22 protein-coding genes are annotated in these 26,037 nt (G+C 71.2%); 11 read left to right on the top strand and 11 right to left on the bottom strand.

Translation table 11 applies throughout. The annotated features are described in order from the left end of the window. The first annotated feature begins 80 nt into the window (after positions 1-80). Entirely contained in the window at positions 81-2,342 is a 2,262-nt protein-coding gene (locus tag FE633_RS39535; protein ID WP_138049998.1) for a serine/threonine-protein kinase, read from the top strand. 42 nt (positions 2,343-2,384) lie between these two features. Here the strand turns inward: FE633_RS39535 and FE633_RS39530 are convergent, their stop codons facing one another. From FE633_RS39530 to FE633_RS39510, 5 genes are all read right to left on the bottom strand, one after another. Beyond that, positions 2,385-2,696: an SH3 domain-containing protein gene (locus tag FE633_RS39530; RefSeq protein ID WP_138049997.1), complete on the bottom strand. Its 312-nt coding sequence runs from the start codon at positions 2,694-2,696 to the stop codon at positions 2,385-2,387. A gap of 217 nt (positions 2,697-2,913) precedes the next feature. Continuing rightward, positions 2,914-4,767: a dihydroxy-acid dehydratase gene (gene ilvD, locus FE633_RS39525; protein WP_138049996.1), complete on the bottom strand. Its 1,854-nt coding sequence runs from the start codon at positions 4,765-4,767 to the stop codon at positions 2,914-2,916. Between the two features lie 189 nt (positions 4,768-4,956). Further along, entirely contained in the window at positions 4,957-5,571 is a 615-nt protein-coding gene (locus tag FE633_RS39520; RefSeq protein WP_138049995.1) for a TetR/AcrR family transcriptional regulator, read from the bottom strand. Next, complete coding sequence (locus FE633_RS39515; protein WP_138049994.1) at positions 5,568-6,392, bottom strand: sugar phosphate isomerase/epimerase family protein; 825 nt, start codon at positions 6,390-6,392, stop codon at positions 5,568-5,570. The genes FE633_RS39520 and FE633_RS39515 overlap by 4 nt, the downstream gene beginning before the upstream one ends. A gap of 138 nt (positions 6,393-6,530) precedes the next feature. After that, the gene (locus FE633_RS39510) at positions 6,531-7,541 is read right to left on the bottom strand and encodes a Ppx/GppA family phosphatase (RefSeq protein WP_171060306.1); all 1,011 of its coding nucleotides are present in this window, start codon (positions 7,539-7,541) and stop codon (positions 6,531-6,533) included. A gap of 71 nt (positions 7,542-7,612) precedes the next feature. Here FE633_RS39510 and FE633_RS39505 point away from each other — a divergent pair, with 71 nt between their 5' ends. Next, positions 7,613-8,506 (top strand): DUF3109 family protein, encoded by an 894-nt coding sequence (locus FE633_RS39505; protein WP_138049993.1) that lies wholly within the window; start codon positions 7,613-7,615, stop codon positions 8,504-8,506. A gap of 64 nt (positions 8,507-8,570) precedes the next feature. Here FE633_RS39505 and FE633_RS39500 read toward each other — a convergent pair whose 3' ends face one another. Beyond that, positions 8,571-10,340: a BACON domain-containing protein gene (locus FE633_RS39500; RefSeq protein ID WP_138049992.1), complete on the bottom strand. Its 1,770-nt coding sequence runs from the start codon at positions 10,338-10,340 to the stop codon at positions 8,571-8,573. 220 nt (positions 10,341-10,560) lie between these two features. Between FE633_RS39500 and radA the strand changes: the two genes are divergently transcribed. Together radA and disA are read left to right on the top strand one after the other, a co-directional pair. After that, complete coding sequence (gene radA / locus FE633_RS39495; RefSeq protein WP_138049991.1) at positions 10,561-11,970, top strand: DNA repair protein RadA; 1,410 nt, start codon at positions 10,561-10,563, stop codon at positions 11,968-11,970. Between the two features lie 81 nt (positions 11,971-12,051). After that, on the top strand, positions 12,052-13,176 hold the full coding sequence (gene disA, locus FE633_RS39490) for a DNA integrity scanning diadenylate cyclase DisA (RefSeq protein WP_138049990.1): 1,125 nt from the start codon (positions 12,052-12,054) through the stop codon (positions 13,174-13,176). A gap of 99 nt (positions 13,177-13,275) precedes the next feature. On the opposite strand, the gene FE633_RS39485 is transcribed toward disA, so the two are convergent. Then, complete coding sequence (locus tag FE633_RS39485) at positions 13,276-14,091, bottom strand: hypothetical protein (RefSeq protein WP_138049989.1); 816 nt, start codon at positions 14,089-14,091, stop codon at positions 13,276-13,278. Between the two features lie 175 nt (positions 14,092-14,266). Here FE633_RS39485 and FE633_RS39480 point away from each other — a divergent pair, with 175 nt between their 5' ends. Next, entirely contained in the window at positions 14,267-14,908 is a 642-nt protein-coding gene (locus tag FE633_RS39480) for a phosphatase PAP2 family protein (protein WP_138049988.1), read from the top strand. A gap of 18 nt (positions 14,909-14,926) precedes the next feature. Here FE633_RS39480 and FE633_RS39475 read toward each other — a convergent pair whose 3' ends face one another. Continuing rightward, a complete protein-coding gene (locus FE633_RS39475) occupies positions 14,927-15,595 on the bottom strand; it encodes a response regulator transcription factor (RefSeq protein ID WP_138050006.1) in 669 nt (222 codons plus the stop codon). A 5-nt stretch (positions 15,596-15,600) separates the two neighbouring features. Next, on the bottom strand, positions 15,601-17,232 hold the full coding sequence (locus FE633_RS39470; protein ID WP_138049987.1) for a sensor histidine kinase: 1,632 nt from the start codon (positions 17,230-17,232) through the stop codon (positions 15,601-15,603). 394 nt (positions 17,233-17,626) lie between these two features. Here FE633_RS39470 and FE633_RS39465 point away from each other — a divergent pair, with 394 nt between their 5' ends. The 5 genes from FE633_RS39465 to cseC all read left to right on the top strand — a co-directional run bounded on the left by FE633_RS39465 (position 17,627) and on the right by cseC (position 22,270). Next, positions 17,627-18,538, top strand: coding sequence for an HhH-GPD family protein (locus tag FE633_RS39465; protein ID WP_119101394.1), 912 nt, complete (start codon positions 17,627-17,629; stop codon positions 18,536-18,538). A gap of 280 nt (positions 18,539-18,818) precedes the next feature. Further along, positions 18,819-19,370, top strand: a complete 552-nt coding sequence (locus FE633_RS39460) for a SigE family RNA polymerase sigma factor (protein WP_138049986.1) — start codon at positions 18,819-18,821, stop codon at positions 19,368-19,370. Between the two features lie 29 nt (positions 19,371-19,399). Next, complete coding sequence (locus FE633_RS39455) at positions 19,400-20,014, top strand: hypothetical protein (RefSeq protein ID WP_138049985.1); 615 nt, start codon at positions 19,400-19,402, stop codon at positions 20,012-20,014. Positions 20,015-20,093: 79 nt separating this feature from the next. Next, entirely contained in the window at positions 20,094-20,813 is a 720-nt protein-coding gene (cseB, locus tag FE633_RS39450; protein WP_138049984.1) for a two-component system response regulator CseB, read from the top strand. A 5-nt stretch (positions 20,814-20,818) separates the two neighbouring features. Beyond that, complete coding sequence (gene cseC / locus FE633_RS39445) at positions 20,819-22,270, top strand: two-component system sensor histidine kinase CseC (RefSeq protein ID WP_138049983.1); 1,452 nt, start codon at positions 20,819-20,821, stop codon at positions 22,268-22,270. A gap of 269 nt (positions 22,271-22,539) precedes the next feature. Here the strand turns inward: cseC and FE633_RS39440 are convergent, their stop codons facing one another. After that, on the bottom strand, positions 22,540-24,156 hold the full coding sequence (locus FE633_RS39440) for an MDR family MFS transporter (RefSeq protein WP_138049982.1): 1,617 nt from the start codon (positions 24,154-24,156) through the stop codon (positions 22,540-22,542). A 163-nt stretch (positions 24,157-24,319) separates the two neighbouring features. On the opposite strand from FE633_RS39440, the gene FE633_RS39435 reads away from it, so the two are divergent. Continuing rightward, positions 24,320-24,898, top strand: a complete 579-nt coding sequence (locus FE633_RS39435; protein ID WP_138049981.1) for a TetR/AcrR family transcriptional regulator — start codon at positions 24,320-24,322, stop codon at positions 24,896-24,898. A gap of 43 nt (positions 24,899-24,941) precedes the next feature. Here FE633_RS39435 and FE633_RS39430 read toward each other — a convergent pair whose 3' ends face one another. Then, complete coding sequence (locus FE633_RS39430) at positions 24,942-25,664, bottom strand: M23 family metallopeptidase (RefSeq protein WP_138049980.1); 723 nt, start codon at positions 25,662-25,664, stop codon at positions 24,942-24,944. Positions 25,665-26,037: the final 373 nt, after the last annotated feature.

The raw sequence follows: 26,037 nt of genomic DNA, 5'->3' as shown, positions 1-26,037 counted from the left end.
CGCGGGCGACGGCGCCTCCGGCCGACGGGGGCGCTAGCTTGTGTGGGCACGAGGTGACGTACGGGGGAGGTGGAGCGACGGTGCAGCTCCGCACAGGAGATCCGGAGGAGATCGGCGGCTACCCGCTGGAGGGGCGCCTGGGCGCGGGCGGGATGGGCGCGGTCTTCCTGGCGCGTACAGCATCGGGCCGGCCTATCGCGATCAAGCTGATCCATCAGCAGTTCGCGGGCGACGAGGAGTTCAGGATCCGCTTCCGGCAGGAGGTGTCGGCCGCCCGGCGGGTCAGCGGTGTCTTCACCGCGGCCGTGGTGGACGCGGACGTCGAGAGCGACCACCCGTGGATGGCCACGGCGTACATCACGGGCCCCACACTGGCCCAGCGCATCGGCGCGGACGGCTCGCTGGGCGGGGCCGAGCTGCGCATGCTCGCCATCGGGCTGGCCGAGGCCCTGCGCGAAATCCACCGCGCCGGGGTGGTGCACCGCGATCTCAAGCCGTCGAACGTCGTGCTGTCGCCGGAGGGGCCCCGCGTCATCGACTTCGGCATCTCGCGCGCCGCCGACCACCAGACGCTGACCATGACGGGCCGTGTCATAGGCACTCCCCCGTACATGTCGCCGGAGCAGTTGCAGGCGCCGCGGGAGGTCGGCCCCGAGTCGGACGTGTTCTCGCTGGGCACGCTGCTGGTCTACGCGGCGACCGGGCAGGGACCCTTCGACGCCGACAGCCCGTACATGACGGCGTATCAGGTCGTGCACGAGGCGCCGGCGCTGGGCCGCGTACCCGACGCGCTGCGCGAGATCGTCGAACCGTGTCTCGCCAAGGAGCCTCAGAAGCGCCCCTCCGCCGACGAGCTGCTGAGACAACTGCGCACCCTTCCGGAGGACTTGGGACAGCCGGCGTCGCAGGGCTCCGCCGGGCCGGACACGGACACCGACACCCGGCTGCTCTCCGCGCGCCCCAAGGAGCCCGCAGGCACCAGAGAGCCCGCGCACCCCGACCATCCCGGGAAGCCCACGCCGGCGCACACCCGCGAGGGCGACTCTCTCGTCGGCCGTACGCTGCGCCGCCGCTGGCGCACCGCCGTCGCGTGCGCCGCCGCGGTGGCCGCCATCGCGGGCGGGGTCGCCGTCCTGCAGGCCGGCACCGGGACGCCGCAGGGGCAGGACAACAACACCCCCGACGGCGACCGCCGGACGGTGAGCGCGTCCACCGCGCGGCTGCCCGACGGGTTCCGGCCGTGGCAGGTGACCGTGCGCGGCGGACGGAACATCCCCGACGAGATGCGCTGTGCGGCGCGGGGCGAGTCCGTGTTCTGCGGGGGCGGCGGGGTCATCGCCACGCGGATCAGGGTCGCGGACGGCACCCGCGTGTGGAACCGCCCGAATCCCGGGGTGCCCACGAGCGACATGCACTTCGTCGGTGTCTCCGGGGACACCGTGCTCGGTTACCGCACCCAGGACGACGGTGGCGGGACCGAGGTGGTCGCCCTGACCGCGGGGGACGGCGAGGAGGTGTGGTCGGCGCCGCTGGGCGGCGACGCGACCGTTCTCGTCGGACGGCCCGACGAGGCCGTGCTCCAGGGCTTCTCGGTGTACTCGGCCGACGCCTCCGAGTCCCGGCTGGTGGCCCGCGACGCCACCACCGGGAAGACGGCATGGCGGACGCCCTTCCCGGCCGGTTCCACGTGTACGCCGCTGGTCGCGGGCAAGGGCGTCTACGCGGTGTGCGCCGCGCGGTCCGAGGCCGACTCGGTCGAGGTGACCCACAAGACCTTCCACACGGTCGACGCCGCGACCGGACGGCTCGGGAAGGCCATGCGGGTCACGGGCGATGTGCTGCCGCTGGGCACGGCCGACGGCTCGCTCGTCCTGCTGGAGGTGCACCGGACGGGCGCCGAGACCGATGGTTTCTCGAAGGTGAAGCGCCTCGATCCGCGAACCGGCCGGGTCACGTCCGCGGCGCTGCCGACGCGCTACACCGGCGCGGTTCCGGGGCTGGCCGGCGGCAGGGTCTACTTCTCCGGGAACGCCGGTCTGATCACCGCGGTGGACCCGGCGACCGGCAAGAAGGTGTGGGCCCGCCAGACGAGCGTGGAGAACGCGTCCGGTCCGGTGGTCTCCGGCGGCGTCCTGTACTTCAGCTCGGCCAGCGGGCGTGTGGCCGCCCTCGATCCGGACGACGGCCGCGTCCTGTGGACGTCGGACCCACAGGCGGACGGCGGCCTCGGCGGATTCGCGACCACCGGGCGCGTGGCGTTCTCCGGGCGGGCGCTGATCGGGACCGCGAGCGGCAACACGGTGTTCGGCTTCGACGTGCGGAAGCCGCCGAGGACGGAGTGACCGGGCGGCGGCCCGCACGTCAGGACAGCTGGACAGCCGGTGTCAGCAGCGCGGCGCCACGTAGCCGTCGCTTCCGGTCCGGACGAAGGTGTCGGTGATGTAGCGGCCGCTGCCTATGCGGTCCCAGAGGTTGGAGGTTCCCAGCGGGCCCGTGATCGTCTGGCCCGGGGTCTGGCAGTAGATGGTGACCCTGGAGCCGGCGGACACGCGCCCCACGATGGCGTACGAGGTGCTGGGGCCGGAGCGCACGTTCACGTCGGCGACCACGGTGTAGGTGGCCGCGGCCGTCGCCTCGGTGGACGTCGCGGCGGCGGACGTCTGCTCGGCGTCTGTCCCGGCGAGCTGCTCACTCATTCTGTTCTCCCCCGTTGCGGACGGTACGCGCGGGCGTGCCGTCTCTTGGCATGTTCTGCACGTAATTGGACGCCCCCCGCAGCGGCACAGTTGCGCTGCGAGGGGCGTCTTTTACCTACGTCTTACGCGAGACGTACGGGGACGTTCTTCGTAGGGGGGTTGTGGGGATCGCAGGAGGTTTATGGAGGTTGGGTACGAGACCCCCGCGCCAGGGGCGTCAGCCAAGCTTCGAGACGTCCCGCACCGCGCCCTTGTCCGCGCTGGTGGCCATCGCGGCGTAGGCGCGCAGCGCGGTCGAGACCTTGCGCTCGCGGCCGGCCGGGGCGTACGTGCCGCCGAGGGCCTCGCGGCGGGACGCCAGCTCCTCGTCCGGGACGCGGAGCTCGATGGTGCGGTTCGGGATGTCGATGCGGATGCGGTCGCCGTCCTGGACGAGGGCGATCGTGCCGCCGGACGCGGCCTCGGGCGAGGCGTGGCCGATCGACAGGCCGGAGGTGCCTCCGGAGAAGCGGCCGTCGGTGATCAGGGCGCAGGTCTTGCCCAGACCGCGGCCCTTGAGGAAGGACGTCGGGTAGAGCATCTCCTGCATGCCGGGGCCGCCCTTGGGGCCCTCGTAGCGGATGACGACGACGTCGCCGTCCTTCACCTGCTTCGCGAGGATCTTCTCGACGGCCTCCTCCTGCGACTCGCAGACCACCGCCGGACCTTCGAAGGTCCAGATCGACTCGTCCACGCCGGCCGTCTTCACGACACAGCCGTCCACCGCGAGGTTGCCCTTGAGGACCGCGAGGCCGCCGTCCTTGGAGTACGCGTGCTCCGCCGAGCGGATGCAGCCGTTCTCGGCGTCGTCGTCGAGGGCCTCCCAGCGCTCGGACTGGGAGAAGGCCTCGGCCGAGCGCACGCAGCCCGGGGCGGCGTGCCACAGCTCCACGGCCTGGGCGGAGGGCGAGCCGCCCCGCACGTCCCAGGTCTTCAGCCAGTCCGCGAGCGACGGGCTGTGCACCGAGTACACGTCCTCGTTCAGCAGTCCGGCGCGGTGCAGCTCGCCGAGCAGGGCCGGGATGCCGCCGGCGCGGTGCACGTCCTCCATGTAGTACGTGCGGTCCTTGGCGACGTTCGGCGCGACCTTGGCCAGGCAGGGGACGCGGCGCGAGACCGCGTCGATCTCCTCCAGGCCGAACGGAACCTCCGCCTCCTGGGCGGCGGCCAGCAGGTGCAGGATCGTGTTGGTCGAGCCGCCCATGGCGATGTCCAGCGCCATCGCGTTCTCGAAGGCCGCGATCGACGCGACGGAGCGCGGCAGGACCGTCTCGTCGTCCTGCTCGTAGTAGCGGCGGGTGATGTCCACCACCGTGCGCGCGGCGTCCTCGTACAGCGCCTTGCGGGCCGTGTGCGTGGCCAGGACCGAGCCGTTGCCGGGGAGGGAGAGGCCGATGGCCTCGGTCAGGCAGTTCATGGAGTTGGCGGTGAACATGCCGGAGCAGGAACCGCAGGTCGGACAGGCGTTCTCCTCGATACGGAGGATGTCCGCGTCGGAGATCTTGTCGTTGACCGCGTCCGAGATCGCGTCGACGAGGTCGAGCGTACGGACCGTGCCGTCGACCAGCGTCGCGCGGCCGGACTCCATGGGGCCGCCGGAGACGAAGACCGTCGGAATGTTCAGGCGCAGGGCCGCCATCAGCATGCCCGGCGTGATCTTGTCGCAGTTGGAGATGCAGATCAGGGCGTCGGCGCAGTGGGCCTCCACCATGTACTCCACGCTGTCCGCGATCAGGTCGCGGGACGGGAGGCTGTACAGCATGCCTCCGTGGCCCATCGCGATGCCGTCGTCCACCGCGATCGTGTTGAACTCGCGCGGGATGCCGCCGGCCTCCCTGACCGCCTCGCTCACGATCCGGCCGACCGGCTGGAGGTGGGTGTGGCCGGGCACGAACTCCGTAAAGGAGTTGGCGACCGCGATGATCGGCTTCCGGCCGATGTCCGCACCGGGTACACCAGAGGCGCGCATCAGGGCGCGGGCGCCCGCCATGTTGCGGCCGTGGGTGACTGTGCGGGACCTCAGCTCGGGCATCGTCGCTCGCTCCTTCGGGGACCTTCAGAGACTTTCAGAGAGTTCTGACAGACCTCGAGCCTACGCCGGTGCTCCAGGATCCGGACACCTCGTCCGGATTACGGGATGTACGTCTCGATCGGCGGCCGTGCCGAGGGACGCGTTCTCGCGCCCACGCCCCGGCTCACGGACTCGCGCCCACGCCCCGGCTCAGGGCCCGGTCAGATGCCCCTGAACGACGGGAGCGACCCGCGCGATGATCTGCTCGATGTCCGCCGAGGCCAGCGGCTCCAGCTTGATCACGTAGCGCAGGATGGCGACGCCGACCAGCTGGGCGGCGGCCAGCTCGGCGCGCAGTTCCGCGTCCGGCAGACCGAGCTGGGACGCGACCCGGCGCATCAGCTGGGCGGCGACGAGGCGGCGGAAGACGGCAGCCGCCACCTCGTTGTTCACGGCGGAGCGCACGACCGCGAGCAGCGGGGTGCGGGTGACCGGGTTCTCCCAGATGCCGAAGAGGAAGCGGGCGAAGCGCTCGCCGACCCCTTCCAGCGGTCCCTCGAAGATCACGTCCGGGGCCTTCAGCGCGGGCGCGAAGACGGCCTCCACCGCCTCCTGGAACACCTGCTCCTTGGTGCCGAAGTAGTGGTGGACGAGGGCGGAGTCGACGCCTGCGGCCTTGGCGATGCCGCGTACGGACGTCTTGTCGTACCCGCGCTCGGAGAACTCCTCGCGGGCCGCCGTCAGGATGCGGTCGCGCGTCGCGGGAGCGTCGCCCGACTTCGTACGGGAGGGGCGTCCGCGGCGGCGGGGGGCCGTGTCGGTCATGAGCCCGCGACCCTGACCGCCGAGGCGAGGTGGAGCCGGGTGAAGGCGAGGGCTTCGGCCAGGTCGGCCTCGCGCTCGGCGCTGGACATGGCCCGGCGGGTGTTGACCTCGATGACGACATGGCCGTCGAAGCCGCTCAGGGCGAGCCGCTCCAGGAGCGCCGCGCAGGGCTGATTGCCACGCCCCGGGACGAGATGCTCGTCCTTGTTGGAGCCGTTGCCGTCCGCGAGGTGGACGTGGCCGAGCCGGTCGCCCATGCGGTCGAGCATCTGCAGGGCGTCGGCGCGGGCCGTGGAGGAATGGCTCAGGTCGATCGTGAAGTGCCGGTAGTCGTCCTTCGTCACGTCCCAGTCGGGGGCGTACGCGAGCATCTCGCGGTCGCGGTAGCGCCAGGGGTACATGTTCTCGACGGCGAACCGTACGTCCGTCTCGTTGGCCATCCGCCAGATCCCGGTGACGAAGTCGCGGGCGTACTGCCGCTGCCAACGGAAGGGCGGATGCACGACGACCGTCGAGGCGCCGAGCTTCTCGGCGGCGGCGCGGGCGCGCTGGAGCTTGACCCAGGGGTCGGTGGACCAGACGCGCTGTGTGACCAGCAGACAAGGGGCGTGAATGGCCAGGACCGGGATCTGGTGGTAGTCGCTCAGTCTGCGCAGCGCCTCGATGTCCTGGCTGACCGGATCGGTCCACACCATGACCTCGATGCCGTCGTATCCCAGGCGGGCGGCGATCTCGAAGGCCGTCGCCGTCGACTCCGGATAGACAGAGGCCGTCGACAGCGCGACCTTCGCATCCGGGATGCGCACCACTGGTTCTGCCACGAGGGACAGAGTACGGGGCCGCGCTCGGCGCCGGGGAGGCGGTTCCTGCGTGCCGCTCGGGCGGGACACGGGAACCGACCGGATCCGGCCGCGCGCGGACGCCTCCCCGGCACCGCGCGCCGACGCGCTCATGACTCCTCAGAGCTCCTCGGGGCTTCTCAGGTCTTCTCGGCCCCTCTCGGCGCTCCTCGGGGCCTCTCGGGGCTGCTCGGGGATGAGGCCCAGCCCCATGTGATCCAGCCGCCGCAGGATCACGCCCTCGCGCAGCGCCCAGGGGCAGATCTCCACCGTCTCTACGCCGAACAGGTCCATCGCCCCCTCGGCGACGAGCGCGCCCGCGACGAGCTGGCCCGCACGGCCCTCGGAGACTCCGGGCAGCTCCGCGCGCTGCTCGGCGGTCATCGCGCCGAGCTGCGGAACCAGGTCTTCCAGGGACCTGCGCTTGAGCTCGCGCTGCACGTAGAGGCCCTCGGCCGAGCGCGCGGCTCCCGCGATCCTGGCGAGCTGCCGGAACGTCTTGGACGTGGCGACCACGTGGTCGGGCGCCCCGAAGCGACTGAACTCCCCGACCGTACGTGCGATTTCGGCGCGTACATGCCGACGCAGCGCCCTGATGTCCGCCGGGTCCGGTGGGTCGCCCGGGAGCCACCCGGCCGTCAGCCGCCCCGCACCGAGCGGCAGCGACACCGCCGCGTCCGGCTCCTCGTCCATGCCGTACGCGATCTCCAGGGAGCCGCCGCCGATGTCGAGGACGAGCAGCTTCCCGGCCGACCAGCCGAACCAGCGGCGGACGGCGAGGAAGGTGAGCCGCGCCTCCTCCTCGCCGGTGAGGACCTGCAGCTCGACGCCGGTCTCGGCACGCACCCGGGCCAGTACGTCATCGGCGTTGTCGGCCTCGCGCACGGCGGAGGTCGCGAACGGCAGCAGGTCCTCGACGCCCTTGTCCTCGGCCGCCTCCAGGGCCTCCTGGACGACGGCGATCAGTTTGTCGACCCCGTCGGGGCCGATCGCCCCGCTGTCGTCGAGGAGTTCGGCGAGCCGCAGCTCCGCCTTGTGTGAATGCGCCGGCAACGGGCGCGCGCCTGGGTGTGCATCCACCACCAGTAGATGCACCGTGTTCGAACCCACGTCGAGGACACCGAGTCTCATGTACGGAACGCTACTGCGAGCAGGCCGCTCGCTGGTCCCCGGAGTGCTCGTGAGCGACTTACCCTGGACGGGTGCGAAAGACGAACAAGGCAAAGGCCGACAAGTCGGCAGCGTCAGCCACGTCCGCCAAGGGTTCTTCGCAGGCGAAGGCGTCCACCAAGACCAAGAAGTCCCCGAAGCCCTCTGTCCCAGGGCCCCCTGCCCCGGAGTCCGTGCCGGACGAGAAGGGGCTCGATTTCGCGCGCGCGTGGGTGGAGTTTCCTGATCCCGCCGATGACGAGCAGGTCTTCCGCTGCGATCTGACATGGCTGACCTCTCGCTGGAACTGCATCTTCGGAAGCGGCTGCCAGGGCATCCAGGCCGGCCGCGCGGACGACGGGTGCTGCACGCTCGGCGCCCATTTCTCGGACGAGGACGACGAGAAGCGCGTCGCCGAGCATGTGGCGAGGCTCACGCCGGAGATCTGGCAGCACCATGACGTCGGGACCCGGACCGGCTGGGTCGCGACCGACGAGGACGGTTCCCGGCAGACCCGCCCGTACCAGGGCTCGTGCATCTTCCAGAACCGTCCCGGCTTCGAGGGCGGAGCGGGCTGCTCGCTGCACATCCTGGCGCTGAAGGAGGGCCGCGAACCGCTGGAGACCAAGCCCGACGTCTGCTGGCAGTTGCCGGTGCGGCGGACGTACGAGTGGATCGACCGGCCCGACGACACCCGTGTGCTGCAGATCTCGATCGGCGAGTACGACCGCCGCGGCTGGGGTTCGGGCGGGCACGACCTGCACTGGTGGTGCACATCGGCGACCTCCGCGCACGGTGCGGGCGAGCCCGTGTACGTCACGTACCGGCCCGAGCTCATCGAGTTGATGGGCAAGGGGGGATACGACCGGCTGGCCGAGCTGTGCGAGCAGCGGCTGGCGTCCCAGCTGCCGTTGGTGGCACCGCACCCGGCGGACCCGGTCACCTGACAGCTCGCACATTTCGTAGGCACGTCCCGCATTGCGTAGGCACGTCCCGCGGAGCGGCGCGCGCTCAGCTTCCCGAGGGGCTCTGGGCGCCGCCGTCGCCGCGCGGCGAGGGCTGGCCACCGGGGCCCGATGCGGGCCCGCCCATGGGGGTCGGGCCGGGCTCGGACGGAGGCGGGTCACTGCGAGTGGGGGTGGGCTCCGGGTCCGCGGGGGTCGGTGTCGTGTCGCTCGGCGTGGGCTCCGGACCGGGTCCGGGATCGGCCGGCGTGGGGTCGGGCGGTGTCGGGCCGCTCGGGGTCGGGCCGGGGCCGGGACCCGGGTCCCACGGGTCAGGGGTGCCCGCCGTTCCGTATCCGTCGATCGAGACCGCGGCGCCCGCGGGTGAGATCGACACCCTCGCGCTCCAGTGGCCGGTCGGCTCGCGGAGGTGGTCGACGTACACCTTGATCGTCAACGACTCCCCGGGGCGCAGCGTGCCCGACGAACGGCTCAGATACAGCCAGGAGGCGCCGGTGCGCGCGGACCAGCGGACCTGGCGCGGTGAGCTCTTGGACGCGGTGAGGGTGATGAGCGTCGTGTCACCGCTGGAATCGGCCTCTACGGAGAGGGCGCTTTTCCTGTGGCCGGAGGCCACGCCGATGACCTCCACGGAGACGTCGGACAAACGTTTGTTCCTGGTGGAGCGGGAGTCGGGCCGCGCGCCGGCCTTCCCCGAGTTCTCGTAGGCGCCGGCCTCCTCACCACCGAGGCCGATGGGTCCGCGCGCCTCGCTGGCGGTGACCGGGCGCCCGTCCGAGCCCTCGCCGGTGAGAGGTGCGCCGCGGTAGGCCGCCCACAGGGCGAGCACGGGGGCCGCCACGACGGTGGCGACGACCGTCGTCGTGACGGCACGCGCGCGGAGGCGGTCACGGCGGGCAGCGCGGTCCTTCGGGTCCATCGGGAAGCCGCGCCGGTCGAAGCGCGGGCCGCCGCCCCGCGCGCGCGGGACATGCGCCATCGCCGTGTGGAGCGCCGCGCGCGGGGCTTCCAGTACGGGGAGGGCCGCGGGCGTGACGCTGGTGCCGGGCCAGGAGCCGGGGATCGCGCGCTCGGCGGTACGGCGGCAGCGCGGACAGTCGTCGACGTGCCGGACGAGCTCGCGGCGCAGGGCCGAACCGAGCACCAGCTGGTCGTCGCCGATGAGCCGGGCGACGCTCGGGCAGGTGCCCGTCTCGACGACGGCCAGGGCCGCGCGGGTGCGCTCGACTTCACAGGCGGCCGCCCCGAGGAGTTCGCGGGCGGCGACCGCGCCCATGCCGAGAACGGCGGCCACCTCGCGCGCGGAGAGTTGGTGCCGCACGGCGAGTTCGAGCGCCTCGCGCTGCTCGGGCGTGGTGCCCGCGGCCTCCGGCCAGGCGAGCAGGGCGAGTTCCCGACGGCGACGGTCGTCTTCCGCCGCGGTGCCATGACGTTTCTGCTGGGTCGGTTCGACCTTGTCCTTGGCCTCGGTGAGCTTGGCCTCGGCGTCCTTCGCCTCGGTGAGCTTGCGCAGGCACATCCAGCGGGCGAGGGCGTACAGCCAGGCCCTGCGGTCGTCGGGCGCCGCAGGGCCGCGGGGGCCGCGGCGCTCGGCGAGCGCGAGGGCGTGCCCGACGGCGGCGATCGCGGCGTCGTGGTCGCACAGCACGGACAGGCAGTAGGTGAACAGGCCGTCCAGGTACGGCTCGTAGCGCGCGGGCGGGCACTGCGCCGAGGTGCGCGCCGACGCGCGCGTCGCCGCCCGGTCGCGTGCCGCAGGGTACGGCTGATGCTCGCCGGTGGTGTGCGTGGTGGTCTGCGGCCTGCTGCTCATCACCCGTGCGACCGTAGGCGCCGGGCGGCGGCCTCCCCTTCTTGGCGGAGCACTTTTAATCCATACGGGTGAAACCATCCCTCATAAGGGGACAGGAGCCCCGAATTCCGCAGCGCGTTCCGGATCGGTTGCGGGCGGTTTGCGAAGGGTGCCCTGATCTTGGTCCCGGGCCCGGCACCGGGCGGGGAACGCGTTGTCAGCGGTGGCGGCTACGGTTTCGTCCATGGCTGCCCGTACGAAGACCGCGAAGGACCGGCCGTCCTACCGCTGCACCGAGTGCGGCTGGCAGACGGCCAAGTGGCTCGGCCGCTGCCCCGAGTGCCAGGCGTGGGGGACGGTCGAGGAGTACGGCGCGCCCGCGGTCCGTACGACGGCACCGGGCCGGGTCACGACGTCCGCCGTGCCCATCGGCCAGGTGGACGGCCGCCAGGCGACCGCTCGTTCCACCGGCGTGCCCGAGCTGGACCGGGTGCTCGGCGGCGGTCTGGTGCCGGGCGCGGTCGTGCTCGTCGCGGGCGAGCCGGGCGTCGGCAAGTCCACGCTGCTGCTGGACGTGGCGGCCAGGGCGGCGAGCGACGAGCACCGCACGCTCTACATCACCGGCGAGGAGTCGGCCAGCCAGGTCCGCCTGCGGGCCGACCGCATCAAGGCGATCGACGACCACCTGTATCTCGCCGCGGAGACCGACCTGGCCTCCGTGCTCGGCCACTTGGACGCGGTGAAGCCGTCCCTGCTCATCCTCGACTCCGTGCAGACCGTGGCCTCTCCGGAGATCGACGGCGCCCCCGGAGGCATGGCCCAGGTCCGCGAGGTGGCCGGCGCCCTGATCCGCGCCTCCAAGGAGCGCGGCATGTCCACGCTCCTTGTGGGACATGTCACCAAGGACGGCGCCATCGCGGGCCCTCGCCTCCTCGAACACCTCGTGGACGTCGTCCTGCACTTCGAGGGGGACCGGCACGCGCGCCTGAGGCTCGTGCGCGGCGTCAAGAACCGGTACGGGACGACGGACGAGGTCGGCTGCTTCGAGCTGCACGACGAGGGCATCACCGGACTCACCGACCCGAGTGGCCTGTTCCTCACCCGCCGTGCCGAGCCGGTCCCCGGCACCTGCCTGACGGTCACGCTGGAGGGCCGCCGTCCGCTGGTCGCCGAGGTCCAGGCGCTCACGGTCGACTCCCAGATCCCCTCCCCCAGGCGTACGACCTCGGGCCTGGAGACCTCCCGTGTCTCGATGATGCTCGCCGTCCTGGAGCAGCGCGGCCGGATCAGCGCGCTCGGGAAGCGGGACATCTACTCGGCGACGGTCGGCGGCGTGAAGCTCTCCGAGCCGGCCGCGGACCTGGCGATCGCGCTCGCCCTGGCCTCCGCGGCGAGCGACACCCCCCTTCCGAAGAACCTCGTCGCGATCGGCGAGGTGGGCCTTGCGGGCGAGGTCAGACGCGTCACCGGCGTCCAGCGCAGACTCGCGGAAGCCCACCGTCTGGGCTTCACGCACGCCCTCGTACCGGGCGATCCCGGCAAGATCCCTCCAGGCATGAAGGTCCTGGAAGTGGCCGACATGGGAGACGCTCTGCGCGTGCTCCCGAGGTCGCGTCGTCGAGAGGCCCCACGGGACGAGGAGGACCGCCGGTAGACTTTGCCCAGGTCTCGCCCGTCCGTACGAACCAAGTGTGCGAGACGGGAGCGCCCCAGAACCTGCGACCGGAGGAGTGCAGTGGCAGCCAACGACCGGGCGGCAGCTCCCGGAAAGTCCGGTGGGAGCTCCGGTGCCGATGGGCTGATGCGCGCCTCACTGAGCGCCGTGGCACCCGGCACGGGTCTTCGCGACGGCCTGGAGCGGATCCTCCGCGGCAACACCGGCGGGCTGATCGTGCTCGGCTGGGACAAGACCGTCGAGTCGATGTGCACGGGCGGCTTCGTCCTGGACGTCGACTTCACGGCGACCCGGCTGCGTGAGCTGTGCAAGCTCGACGGCGGCATCGTCGTCGACAAGGACATCACCAAGATCCTGCGGGCGGGCGTGCAGCTGGTGCCCGACCCCACCATCCCCACCGAGGAGACGGGCACCCGGCACCGCACGGCCGACCGGGTCTCCAAGCAGGTCGGTTTCCCCGTCGTCTCCGTCTCCCAGTCCATGCGCCTCATCGCGCTGTACGTCGACGGACAGCGCCGCGTCCTGGAGGACTCGGCCGCGATCCTTTCCCGGGCCAATCAGGCCCTGGCCACGCTGGAGCGCTACAAGCTCCGTCTCGACGAGGTCGCGGGCACGCTGTCGGCGCTGGAGATCGAGGACCTGGTCACCGTCCGTGACGTCTCCGCCGTGGCCCAGCGCCTGGAGATGGTGCGCCGGATCGCCACCGAGATCGCCGAGTACGTGGTGGAGCTGGGCACCGACGGCCGCCTCCTCGCGCTCCAGCTGGACGAGCTGATCGCGGGCGTCGAGCCCGAGCGTGAGCTCGTCGTACGGGACTATGTACCGGAGCCGACCGCCAAGCGCTCCCGCACGGTCGACCAGGCGCTCTCCGAACTCGACGCGCTCACCCACGCCGAGCTGCTCGAACTGTCCACGGTGGCTCGGGCCCTCGGCTACACCGGCTCCCCCGAGACCCTCGACTCCGCGGTGTCACCCCGCGGTTTCCGGCTCCTCGCCAAGGTGCCGCGCCTGCCCGGCGCGATCATCGACCGGCTGGTCGAGCACTTCGGCGGCCTGCAGAAGCTGCTCGCCGCGAGCGTCGACGACCTCCAGACGGTGGACGGCGTCGGCGAGGCCCGGGCACGCAGCGTCCGGGAGGGGCTGTCGCGACTGGCGGAGTCGTCGATCCTGGAGCGGTACGTCTAGAGCGGACGTACCGGAGCGGCACATACCAGAGAGACTGCGAGGCCAGGGCCTGTCCGATCCGATCCGCCGGACAGGCCCTGGTCCTTCTTCAGCCCTTCCTCAGTCCTTCTTCAGCACGAACGACGCCTGGGTCTTCTCGAGGCCCGGGGCCTGTGCCTCGACCAAGTACGTGCCCGCGGTCGCCGTTCCCGCCCGAGGCGTCGCGCACTCCGGGGCGCTCGCCTCACGGTCCCACTCCACGGTGCGGGTGATGCGGTCGTTCGCCGGGATGCGGTACAGGATGCTGCCGGCGCCCGTCGGGCAGTCGGCCGAGGACCAGATCTCGTCGTCGCTGCCCGCCTGAGTGATCGTCAGAACCGCTTTCTTCGGGCCGAGATCGAGCTTGCAGTCGCTGGACGAGGAGTTCTTGACGATCAGCTCCAGCTTGGGCTCCTCGCCGGGCGCGTACGCGTTCTGGACGCTGCGCAGCGTCAACGCGACAGATCCCGGTGCGCAGTTGGGCAGGCTGGACCCGGCCGGAACGGTGTCACCGGAACCGGCACCACCCTCCGCGTCGCCCGAGCCGCCGCCCGCGCTGTCAGAACCGCCGGAGGAGCCGTCCGCCCCGTCGGATCCTTCGGAGCCGCCGCCGGAGTCCCCGGACCCGTCGCCCCCGCCGCCCCCGCTGGTCGACTCGTCGCGCCCACCCGGGGCTTGGCTGATCGCGGGACCGGAACCGGAGGGGCCCGGCGTGATCGACGGCGCGGGATTCTTGCCGTTGGACCCGTCCGCGTTGTTGTTGCCGCCTCCGCCGCCGGTGGCGACGATCCAGGTGATCAACAGTGTCAACAGCGCGACCAAGGACAGCAGAACGGCCCTCCGTCGCCAGTAGATGGAGGAGGGAAGCGGCCCGACCGGATTGCGCAGAGATCCCACGGCGCACACTGTACGAGAGATCCGTGAGTTCGCTGGCCCCACCCGCCGCCCTGCGCCTCAACTTTTCCGGATCATCATCCCGGGCTAGCGCCGGTCACCCCTGTCTTTCGTCAGGTCGACTACCTGACGATCGCATCATGTGACGATCGGAGGCGCTGAATTACCGTCCGTCACCATGGATTCCGACCTCTACCGAGACATCACCGACCGCGCCGACGACACCCCTTCGTGGGTACAACACGTCGCCGAACTGTGGACGGAGGCCGGGCTGCTGCTCTTCGGCGCGCTCTTCGTCGCCGCCTGGTGGAGACAACGTCGGGGCGATGCCCGGGTGTTCGCGATCGCCGTCCTGGCACCTGTGGCCACGGCTGTGGCGTACGTGTGCAGTGAGCTGCTCAAGTCCGCCGTCGACGAGGAGCGCCCGTGCCGGGCCGTGGCCAACGCTCCCGCCCCGCTCGTCGACTGCCCACCGCACGGTGACTGGTCCTTCCCCAGCAACCACGCCACGATCGCGGGCGCCGCCGCGGTGGCGCTGGCGCTGACCTGGCGAGGCATCCTGTGGCTGACGGGGCCGATGGCCCTGCTCATGGCGTTCTCGCGGGTGTTCGTCGGCGTGCACTACCCGCACGACGTCGTCGCGGGCCTCGTCCTCGGCGGGGTCGTCGCGGTCGCGTTCGTACGCGTCTCGACGGGTGCGGCGGCACGGGTGGCGAGGGCGATGCGGGGGTCGGGGGCGGGGCCGGCGCGGTGGTTCGCGGGCTCGGGGCCCGCGGGCTTCTCCTCCGAGGCCCGGCGGACTCCGGCGCATCGGGACTGAGCCCGGTTCCGCCCGTCCCTACTCCTTCTGCTCCACCAGTCCCGCCTCGTACGCCACGATCGCCGCCTGTACGCGGTTCCTGACCGCCAATCGTTCCAGGACCGCGCTCACATACGCCTTCACCGTGCCTTCGACGAGGTGCAGACGGGCGGCGATCTCGGGGTTGGAGAGACCGGCTCCGAGCAGCCCGAGCACTTCGCGTTCCCTCGGGCTGAGAGGCGCGACGCGTTCGCGGGCGACGGCCTCCCTGCTCAGCCGCCGGCCGGCGCCGAAGCCGTCGATGACGTGCCGGGCAACCTTCGGCGAGAGAAACGCCCCACCGTCCGCGACCGCCCTGACGCCCGCGACGAGTTCATACGGGTCACCGGACTTCAGCAGAAACCCCATGGCTCCGCCACCGAGGGCTCGTGCCACGTAATCCGTCTCCGAGAACGTCGTCAGCATCGCGACGGCCGTGCCGGGTGCCGTCCGTACGATCTCCTCGGCGGCCGCCAGCCCGTCCAGGAACGGCATCCGAATGTCGAGCAACGCCACGTCCGGCCGGTGCTCCTGGGTGCGCGCGACGGCCTCCCGCCCGTCGGCGGCCTCCGCGACGACCTCGATGCCGCCCCCGCCGCCGGCGTCGAGGATCGCTTTCACACCGGCTCGGACCATCGCCTCGTCATCGGCGAGCAGTACGCGGATCACCGCACTCACTCCGTCTCCCCCTCCTCACGCAGCTGCCCCACCGCACCCGCCTTGGGGACCACATCCTTGGCGACCAGTGTCCCCCGACGGTCGAAGCACAGCCTGAAGTGCTCGACAGAGACGAGGAGTTCACCGCTCGCGCGGTAGTAGCGGCAGTCGGCCCCCTTCGGCGCGGCCGGGGCGCGGTCCACCGGCGGATCGCTGACCGTGCGGTCGGGCAGTATTCGTTCGGCCTCGTCGAGCGAGGTGCCGAGGCGCAACTCCGCGTAGTCGCCGGGCTTCAGGACCGAGTGCGTCTTCGTGTACGCGTACCAGGCGAAGGCTCCGCAGAGGAACACGACTCCCACGGCGAGGGCGCCGCCGAGCACCAGGAGCGTGTTGGGCTTGTTGGGCTTGTTGAGGGGGCTGGGCTTGTTAGGTGGTTCGGACGGTTGCGCGTACGGGTGCGGGTGCGGGTGCGGGTTCGCCTGGAGGTGCGCGGCTTCCTCTTCCTCGTCCGGCACGTACGCCGTGACGCGGAACCCGTCCTTGTGCGGTCCGGCCTCGAAGCGGCCGCCCACGCCCTCGACCGCTGCCCGGAGCCCCGTCAGCCCCGTACCGCCGGACGATGGCGCACTCGTCTGCGTGGCCCGCCCATTGGTCACGCTCGCCGTCGTACCCCCGGCATCGCGCCGCACCGCGACGGTGACGGCTGCGCCGGGTGCGTGCCGGGCGGCATTGGTCAGCGCCTCCCGTACCACGCGGTGAACGGTCCGCTCGACGAGCGAGTACTCATCCGGCGGCACGGGCTCACCGCCGGGTTCTTCCGTCTCCCAGCGCACCGGGAGGCCCGACTCCGCCGCCCGGGCCACGAGTTGCTCGACCGTCTCCCCCGCCGGGGTCAGCGGAGCCGGTTCGTCATCGTCCTCGCGCAGGAGTCCGATGATGCGGTGGAGGCGCTCGGTGGCGTCGGAGGCGGCCGCGCGGAGGTCGGCCGCGGCCCGGCGGTGGGGGTCCGCGAGGTCCTGGGCGAGCTGGAGGGCGCCCGCGCGCAGGGCGATCAGGCTCAGTTCGTGGCCGAGCGAGTCGTGCATGTCCTGGGCGATACGGGCTCGTTCGCGCAGGCGCGCCCGGTCCTCGGCGATCAGCTGCTCGCGCTCCAGCTGGGCGGCCCGGGCCCAGCCGGCGGCGGCCAGCTCCCGGCTCTGGCGCCAGTACCGGCCGCCGAGCCAGGGGAATACGACACCGAAGAGCAAGGTGCCCGCCAGGACGAGCCATTCGGTGGCCGGGTCGACTCCGCGGACCGCGATTTTGATCGTTCCGGCGAGGCCGACCGCGGCGAACGCCACCGACGCGGGGCGGGTCCCCGGTGCCCTCAGGCCCAGGAGGAGAGCGAAGACGGCGAGGGCTGTGCCGTACGAGAGGGTGAGCAGCGCGGGTGCGGAGGCGAGGCTGAGGCTCGCGGTGACCGCGAAGGCCACGAGCGGCCATCGGCGCCAGAGTGCGGCCGCCGCCGCCAGCACCACGAGGCCGGCGAGTTGCTCCACTCCACTGCGCGGCTCGTTCAGCCCGATGCGGTCGACAGCGACGACCGGCACCGCGAGACCGACCCAGAGCAGGACGTCCGCGCCTCTGACCCTCCTACTACGACGTTCCACCTCCCTGACGCTACGCGGCGGGCGCGCCCTTAAGGGGCGCGGGGAACTGCGCGACCAGCCACGACGCGCCTGCAGCCGAGACACGGCCGAGACTGCGGGGTTTGGGGGCGCAGCCCCCGCCCAGGGGCGCGGGGAACTGCGCGACCAGCCACAACCGGCCCGCACCCGAAAGACGGCCGGGCTGGGGGCCTGGGGGCGCAGCCCCCAGCCAGGGGCGCGGGGAACTGCGCGACCAGCCACGACGGGCCCGCAGCCGAGACAGGACCCGTGTGGGGGGTCTGGGGGCGCAGCCCCCTGTTTCGGGAAGGGGTGGGGTTGGGGAAAGAAAACCCGCCCCCACACCCGCACCGCTAAACGCGCCCCACGCCCCCCGCATGGCAGGATCGGAACCGCCATGACTGCGCCCACGAAGCCGAACCCCAGCAGCCCCTCAGCCGACGCCCTGCACGGCCCCGTAATCGACTGGTTCGAGGAGAACGCGCGCGACCTGCCATGGCGGCGGGCCGCCGCCGGGCCGTGGGGGGTGATGGTCAGTGAGTTCATGCTGCAGCAGACACCGGTGAGCCGCGTACTGCCGGTGTACGAGCAGTGGCTCGCCCGCTGGCCCCGCCCCGCGGACCTCGCCAAGGAATCCCCCGGCGAAGCCGTCCGCGCCTGGGGCCGCCTCGGCTACCCGAGGCGCGCGCTGCGCCTGCACGGCGCAGCGGTCGCCATAGCGGAGCGCCACGGTGGTGACGTACCCACGGAACACGCCCAGTTGCTCGCGCTGCCCGGCATCGGCGAGTACACCGCGGCGGCCGTGGCCTCCTTCGCGTACGGGCAGCGCCACGCCGTCCTCGACACGAACGTGCGCCGCGTGTTCGCGCGAGCGGTCACCGGCGTGCAGTACCCCCCGAACGCCACCACCGCCGCCGAACGCAAGCTCGCCCGCGCCCTGCTGCCGGAGGACGAGCACACGGCCTCGCGCTGGGCGGCCGCGTCCATGGAACTCGGGGCGCTGATCTGCACGGCGAAGAACGAGAGCTGCGTACGGTGCCCGATCGCGGCCCAGTGCGCCTGGCGCCTCGCCGGCAAACCCGAGCACGAGGGCCCGCCGCGCCGCGGCCAGACGTACGCCGGCACGGACCGCCAGGTGCGCGGCCGGCTGCTCGCCGTCCTGCGCGACGCGGTCGGTCCCGTTCCGCAGGCGGCGCTCGACCGCGTCTGGAACGAGCCGGTCCAACGCGCCCGCGCCCTGGACGGCCTGGTCGCGGACGGTCTGGTCGAACCCCTCCCGGGCCGTCTGTACCGACTTCCGCTCAGCTGACGCACAGCTTCGCGCGGCGACACACAGGCCCCACTCAGCCCACTGATACCCAACCCGGCAGGCAAATCCCCCCATTCCCACCCGATCCCCCACGCCCCTTTACCCCCGCCCTACTTCCGTTACACAACCGACGGACAGCCGAGCGCTCGCCGCAGGCTCGCTCGGACAGCCCCGTGACAACGCCTCCGTAACTTCATTGCCGTACCGCGGAAGTGCGGCACGGCAAGCGAAGCAGAGCCGACAGCAATAGGTCGGAAACGGGGAACGGAGGCGGTTGGACATGGCGCACGGCGAGGTGCTCGAGTTCGAAGAGTACGTCCGCACACGGCAGGACGCGCTGCTGCGCAGTGCCCGCCGTCTGGTCCCGGACCCGGTCGACGCGCAGGACCTGCTGCAGACCGCGCTGGTACGGACGTACGGCCGCTGGGACGGCATAGCCGACAAGCGTCTCGCCGATGCCTATCTGCGCCGCGTCATGATCAACACGCGTACGGAGTGGTGGCGGGCCCGCAAGCTGGAGGAGGTCCCCACCGAGCAGCTGCCGGAGGCGAGCGTGGACGACTCCTCCGAACAGCACGCCGACCGCGCACTGTTGATGGACATCCTGAAGGTTCTGGCTCCGAAGCAGCGCAGCGTCGTGGTGCTGCGACACTGGGAGCAGATGTCCACGGAAGAGACGGCCGCCGCCCTCGGCATGTCGGCCGGTACGGTCAAGAGCACGCTGCACCGGGCGCTGGCCCGGCTCCGCGAGGAGCTGGAAAGCCGGGACTACGAAGAGCGCGGCGCTCGCGCGCTCGAACCGACAAAGGAGCGGGAGCGTTGCGCGGCCTAGGCACGATGGCCCCACAGGGCCGTGGGGCCATGAAGGCGGTGATCACGGCGGTGGCCGTGCTCGCCGCCCTCGGCCTTTTGGTCTCCGCCTGCGGCACGGGCGGCACCGGCGCCCGCGACGAGGGCCCGGCCCACTCCGACTCGGTGGCGGTGGACGCCGCCTCCCCCTCTCCCTCCCCCTCGGCCTCCAAGGCCGCGCCCCGCGTGAACGCGGTCCGGCTCGTCAAGGACGACCCGAAGGTCAGTGCGGCGGTCAAACGCGGCCTGAAGCCGTGCGTCGGCGACGAGTACCCGGTCGACGTGTCGTACGGCAACCTCACCGGAGGCTCCGCGAGCGACATCGTCATCAACGTGCTGACCTGCGGCGACGCGGTCGGCGTCGGCTCGTACGTCTATCGCGAGGAGGGCGACGCGTACCGGAACGTCTTCCAGGCCGAGGAGCCTCCGGTCTATGCGGAGATCGACCGGGGCGATCTGGTGATCACGCAGCAGCTGTACGAGAACGGCGACTCCCTGGAGTATCCGTCCGGCGAGGAAGTGATCACGTATCACTGGGCCGCGAACCGCTTCACGGAGCAGGCCCGCACGCGCAACGACTACAGCAAGGTGGTCGGCGGCGAGACGCCGACCCCGGCCGAGAACTGACCGATACTGACCACCCCTGGCCACACTTGAATCGGCCCTGACCGGCCCTGGCGAGAAAACCTAGGACTGAGAGCACCGGATGGCAGAGCAGACCCATGTCCTGTTCGTCGAGGACGACGACGTCATCCGCGAGGCCACCCAGCTCGCGCTGGAGCGTGACGGCTTCGTGGTCACCGCCATGCCCGACGGCCTCGCGGGCCTCGAGGCGTTCCGGGCGAAGCGGCCCGACATCGCGCTGCTGGACGTGATGGTGCCGGGCCTGGACGGTGTCTCGCTGTGCCGCCGGATCCGCGACGAGTCCACGGTCCCCGTGATCATGCTGTCGGCCCGCGCCGACTCGATCGACGTCGTCCTGGGCCTGGAAGCGGGCGCCGACGACTATGTGACGAAGCCCTTCGACGGGGCCGTCCTGGTCGCCCGGATCCGCGCGGTGCTGCGGCGCTTCGGGCACGCGGGCCGCCCGCTTTCCGCCGCCGAGGCGGAGGGCTCGTCAGCTGTCGGGAGCGGAGGCGTGCTGTCGTTCGGCGACGGTGACCTGGAGATCGACACCGAGGGCATGGAGGTCCGCCGGCGCGGTGCGCCGGTGGCGCTGACGCCCACGGAGATGCGGCTGCTCCTGGAGTTCTCCTCCGCGCCCGGTACCGTCCTGTCGCGCGACAAGCTCCTGGAACGGGTGTGGGACTACGGCTGGGGCGGTGACACCCGCGTCGTCGATGTCCATGTGCAGCGGTTGCGTACGAAGATCGGCCAGGACCGGATCGAGACGGTCCGCGGTTTCGGCTACAAGTTGAAGGCCTGACGGACATGCGGGGGACCCCTACGAACCAGGACCGGCGCCACAGATCCGGGCGCCCGAGCCGGCGCGCCGAGCAGGCGGGACCGCGTACCGACGAGCCGGACGGCACGGGAAAACTCCGTACCGGAAAGCGCCGTAACGAAAAGCGCCGTGCGGCACGGCTGCGTACGGGCATCAGGTGGAAGCTGACCGCCGCGATCGCGGCGGTCGGGGCGCTGGTGGCCGTCGCGCTGAGCCTGGTCGTGCACAACGCCGCCCGGGTCTCGATGCTCGACAACGCGCGCGACCTCGCGGACGAGCGCGCCCAGATCGCGCAGCGGAACTACGAGATCTCCGGACGCACCACCTTCCCCGGCATAAAGATCGACGATCCCGGCGTGCCGAAGGACCTGCTGGCGAAGGCCAGGGCCGGCCGGCGGGCCACGTATGTGTCGGAGCGTTCGAACGGCGTGCCCGACATCTGGGCGGCCGTGCCCCTCAAGGACGGCCGGGTCCTGTCGCTGCACACACGGTTCACCGACCGCAGCGCCACCGTGATGAAGGACCTCGACCAGGCGCTGCTCATCGGCTCGATCGCCGTCGTCTTCGGCGGCTGCGCGCTCGGCGTCCTCGTCGGCGGCCAGCTCTCACGGCGGCTGCGCAAGGCGGCCACGGCGGCCCAGCAGGTCGCCGAGGGCGAGACGCATGTACGGGTGCGGGACGCCATCGGTGGTGTCGTACGCGACGAGACGGACGACCTCGCACGGGCCGTGGACGCGATGGCGGAGGCGCTGAGCCAGCGGCTCGAGGCGGAGCGGCGGGTGACCGCCGACATCGCGCACGAGCTGCGCACCCCGGTGACCGGGCTGCTCACGGCGGCCGAGCTGCTGCCGCCGGGCCGGCCGTCGGAGCTCGTACGGGACCGGGCGCAGGCGATGCGCACGCTCGTCGAGGACGTCCTGGAGGTGGCGCGGCTGGACAGCGCGTCCGAGCGGGCCGAATTGCAGGACATCATGCTGGGCGAGTTCGTGACCCGGCGGGTGGCGGCGAAGGACGCGGGCATCGAGGTGCGGGTGGTGCACGAGTCGGAGGTCACCACCGACCCTCGCCGCCTGGAGCGGGTTCTCATCAACCTGCTGGTCAACGCCGCCAAGCATGCGAGGCCGCCCATCGAGGTCACGGTGGAGGGCCGGGTCATCCGCGTGCGCGACCACGGGCCCGGTTTCCCCGAGGAGCTCCTCGCCGACGGCCCGAGCCGCTTCCGCACGGGCAGCAAGGACCGCGCGGGCCACGGCCACGGTCTTGGCCTGACCATCGCGGCGGGCCAGGCCCGGGTGCTGGGCGCCCGGCTCACCTTCCGCAACGTACGCCCCGCCGGCGCGCCGGAGGGTGTGCCCGCCGAGGGCGCGGTGGCGGTGCTGTGGCTGCCGGAGCACGCACCGACGCGCTCGGGGAGCTACCCGATGCTGCCGGACGACTGACGTTTTCCTGGTCACCGGGAAGTGCGTCGCGGCCAGGACTCAGGCGGTCGCCACCCCTCAGATGGTCGCCACCAGCAGCTCCTCCACCCTCAGCCCGTCCGGCGCTTGAGGACGAGGCCGTCCAGGCCGATACGGGGGGTCTGGGGGCGGAGCCCCCAGGTTCGGGATGGGACGGGTAGGGGCGGCGGGGGCGAAACAAACGCAGAAGACCCCCCGGCGGCGGACACCAGCCGGAGGGCCTCCAGGTCAAGGCAGCGGACGCGAACCGCTCAGACGGCCTCGGCAACCGCCGGCTTCGCGTCCACAGGGCCCCCACCGGCGTCCTCAGCCGACTTCGGCCCACCCGCACCCCGAAGCGGCACCTCCTTCACGAACACGGCGGCGACCAGAGCAACCACAGCCACGACCGAGCCGAGCAGGAACGCCGAATGCGTACCGGCGGAAACCGCGTGCTGATAGGCCTCGCGGGCCGCGTCCGGCAGCTTCGCCAGACTCGCCGCATCCAGCTGCGCGGACTTCTCGGTGACCTTGGAGCCGAGCGCACCGGCACGCTCGGCCATCACGTCCTGCACGCGGTTGTTGAACAGGGCCCCCATGATCGCGACACCGAAGGACGAGCCGAGCGTACGGAACAGGGTGGTGGACGAGGACGCGACGCCCATGTCCTTCATCTCGACGCTGTTCTGGGCCACCAGCATGGTGATCTGCATCAGGCAGCCCATGCCCGCGCCGACAACGGCCATGTACAGACCCGAGGTCAGCCGGGTGGTCTCGGTGTCCATCTGCGCGAGCAGGAACAGACCGACGGTCATCAGGGCACTGCCGACGATCGGGAAGACCTTGTACCTGCCCGACCCGGTGGTGACCCGCCCGGCGACCATCGAGGTGGCCAGCATCGCACCGAGCATCGGCAGAAGCAGCAGCCCGGAGTTGGTCGCGGACGCGCCCTGCACCGACTGCTGGTACAGCGGCAGGAAGAGCACCGCGCCGAACATCACGAAGCCGGTGATGAAGCCGATGACCGACATCAGGCTGAAGTTCCGGCTGCGGAAGATGTGCAGCGGCATGACCGGCTCAGCGGCCCTGGTCTGCACGAAGAGGAAGCCGACGAGCGCGGCGACGCCGATCCCGATGAGCTCCATGATCATGGCCGAGCCCCAGGCGTACTCGGTGCCACCCCAGGTGGTGACGAGCACGATCGAGGTGATGCCGACCGTCAGCAGTGCGGCGCCCAGGTAGTCGATCCGTCCCCGCGACCGCTTCTTGGGCAGATGCAGTACGGCACTGACGGCGATCAGGGCGATCACACCGAGCGGCACGTTGATGTAGAAGGACCAGCGCCAGCCCCAGTGGTCGGTGATGGAGCCGCCGACCAGCGGTCCGGCGATCATGGCGAGCGCCATCACACCGGCCATCATGCCCTGGTACTTGCCGCGCTCCCGCGGCGGAATCAGATCACCGATGATCGCCATGACGCCGACCATCAGACCGCCGGCGCCGAGCCCCTGAACGGCACGGAAGCCGATCAGCTGCCCCATGTCCTGGGCCATGCCGCTGAGCGCGGACCCGATCAGGAAGATCACGATCGAGGTCATGAAGGCGCCCTTGCGCCCGTACATGTCGCCGAGCTTGCCCCAGATCGGGGTCGACGCGGCGGTCGCGAGCGTGTACGCGGTGACGACCCACGCCAGGTGCTCCAGTCCGCCCAGCTCACCCACGATCGTGGGCATGGCCGTCCCGATGATCATGTTGTCGAGCATCGCGAGCAGCATCGCGATCATCAGCGCGAGCAGAACGACGCGCACGCTCCTGGGTTGCTTGCCCCCGCCGCTCTCGCTACTCCCGCCGCCTCTGTTGTCCGCCTCGGCTGTCTTGGTGCCCGCCACTGTCCCCACTCCCCCCGGTACCGGCTACTGGTACCGGCTCATACTTACTTGCCGCCCGGCAAGCTAGCTACACTGGGAAGGTAGACCCGCAACTAGCCGGTCGTCAAGTAAGTTTTTTCCTTACCCGAACACGGACCCGACACGAGCCCGAGGAGCAGCCACGATGGGCGGCAGCAGGCAGCAGCGCCGCGGGGACACCCGTCAGCGCATCCAGGACGTGGCCCTCGAACTCTTCGCCGAGCAGGGCTACGAGAAGACGTCGCTGCGCGAGATCGCCGAGCGGCTGGAAGTCACGAAGGCGGCGCTCTACTACCACTTCAAGACGAAGGAAGAGATCCTCGCCAGCCTCCAGGAGGACCTCAGCAGGCCCATGGACGAGTTGATCGAGTGGGGCAAAGGGCAGCCGCGCACACTGGAGACCAAGCAGGAGATCCTGAACCGCTACAGCGAGGCACTGATCGGCGCGACCCCCTTCTTCCGCTTCATGCAGGAGAACCAGGCCACCGTGCGCGAGCTGCGCACCGGCGAGGACTTCAAGGACCGCATGATCCGCATGCTGGACCTGCTCAGGGAGCCGGAAGCCACGATGACCGATCAGGTCCGCTGCGTCAGCGCCCTGTTCTCGATGCACGCGGGCATGCTCGCCCTCAAGGACATCGAGGGCGACCCCGAGGACAAGCGCAAGGCCATCCTCGAAGTCGCCACCGAGCTGATCACCCAGGCCAACACACCCAAGCCGTGACGCCCGCCGGAGCCGGGAGGCACTGCCGGGCCGGAAGGCACCGTCAGACCGTGACGCCCTTGGAGCGCAGGAACTTGACCGGGTCGATCGCGGAGCCGTAGTTGGGCGTCGTACGGATCTCGAAGTGCAGGTGGGGACCGCTGGAGTTGCCGGTGCTGCCGGAGAGCGCGATGGGCTGACCGGTGGCGACGACCTGCCCGACGTTCACGTTGATCCGCGAGAGGTGGGCGTACTGCGAGTAGGTGCCGTTGCCGTGCTTGATGACGATGGCGTTGCCGTACGCGGGCCCGTCACCGGCGCCGTTGCCGCCCGCCTTCACGACGGTGCCGCCGTGCGCGGCAACGACCTTGGTGCCGGAGGCGACGGCGAAGTCCTGGCCGGAGTGCTTGTGCGACCACATGTTGCCGGCCTGGGCGAAGCTCGCGGAGAGCTTGTACTTCGCGACCGGGTCGACCCAGGAAGGCTTCACGGTCTTCTTGGCGGCCGCCTTCTCGACCGCGGCCTGCTTCGCGACGGCCTGCTTCACGGCGGCCTGCTGGGCGGCGGTCCGCTTGGCACTCTCGGCGGCCTTCGCCTGGGCCGCGGCCTGGGCCTTCACGGAGGTGGCGGTGGTATCCGGCAGCGCGACGCTCGCCTGACTGTCGGCGGCGGCCGCGACCCCGGCACCCAGCAGGGTCGATATCCCCAGACCGGCGGCCAGAACGGCTGCCCGGGCACGAAGCGGGGACGTACCGAGGTGGCGGGACTTGGTGGTGCGCTGCGACATGGGGATACCTCCGGGGGACGGGGATGACGGGCATGAACGCACCCGGCGCGCTGTCCATGCGCCGGGCGAGGCATCCCTTGGTAACCCGCGCTCCCTCAGTCACACAAAAACGCCATCTACGACTCAAAGTCGTACTTGACGCCAAAACCTCCAGCTTCTTGACAAGAGATACAGCCGGTACTGAATTCGTCGCCTTTAGAGCTGAAAGTCTGGTTTAACCCCACTTCACGGCCATCCGCTTGCGCGTCGACTCGACCACCTCGAAGGCGGAGCGCCCGACGCTCGCACCACCCCCGCCCCCAGACCAAATAGTCCGATTTGCCCAAGTCGGTACGGCCACTACTCGCCCTAGTACCGGACAAATCGCCTGTGT

The sequence above is a fragment of the Streptomyces montanus genome, from assembly GCF_005786655.1.
In the GTDB taxonomy this organism is placed as follows: domain Bacteria; phylum Actinomycetota; class Actinomycetes; order Streptomycetales; family Streptomycetaceae; genus Streptomyces; species Streptomyces sporangiiformans.
The sequence above is the reverse complement of the archived record's forward strand: the minus strand, read 5'-3'. Positions and strand labels throughout refer to the sequence as shown.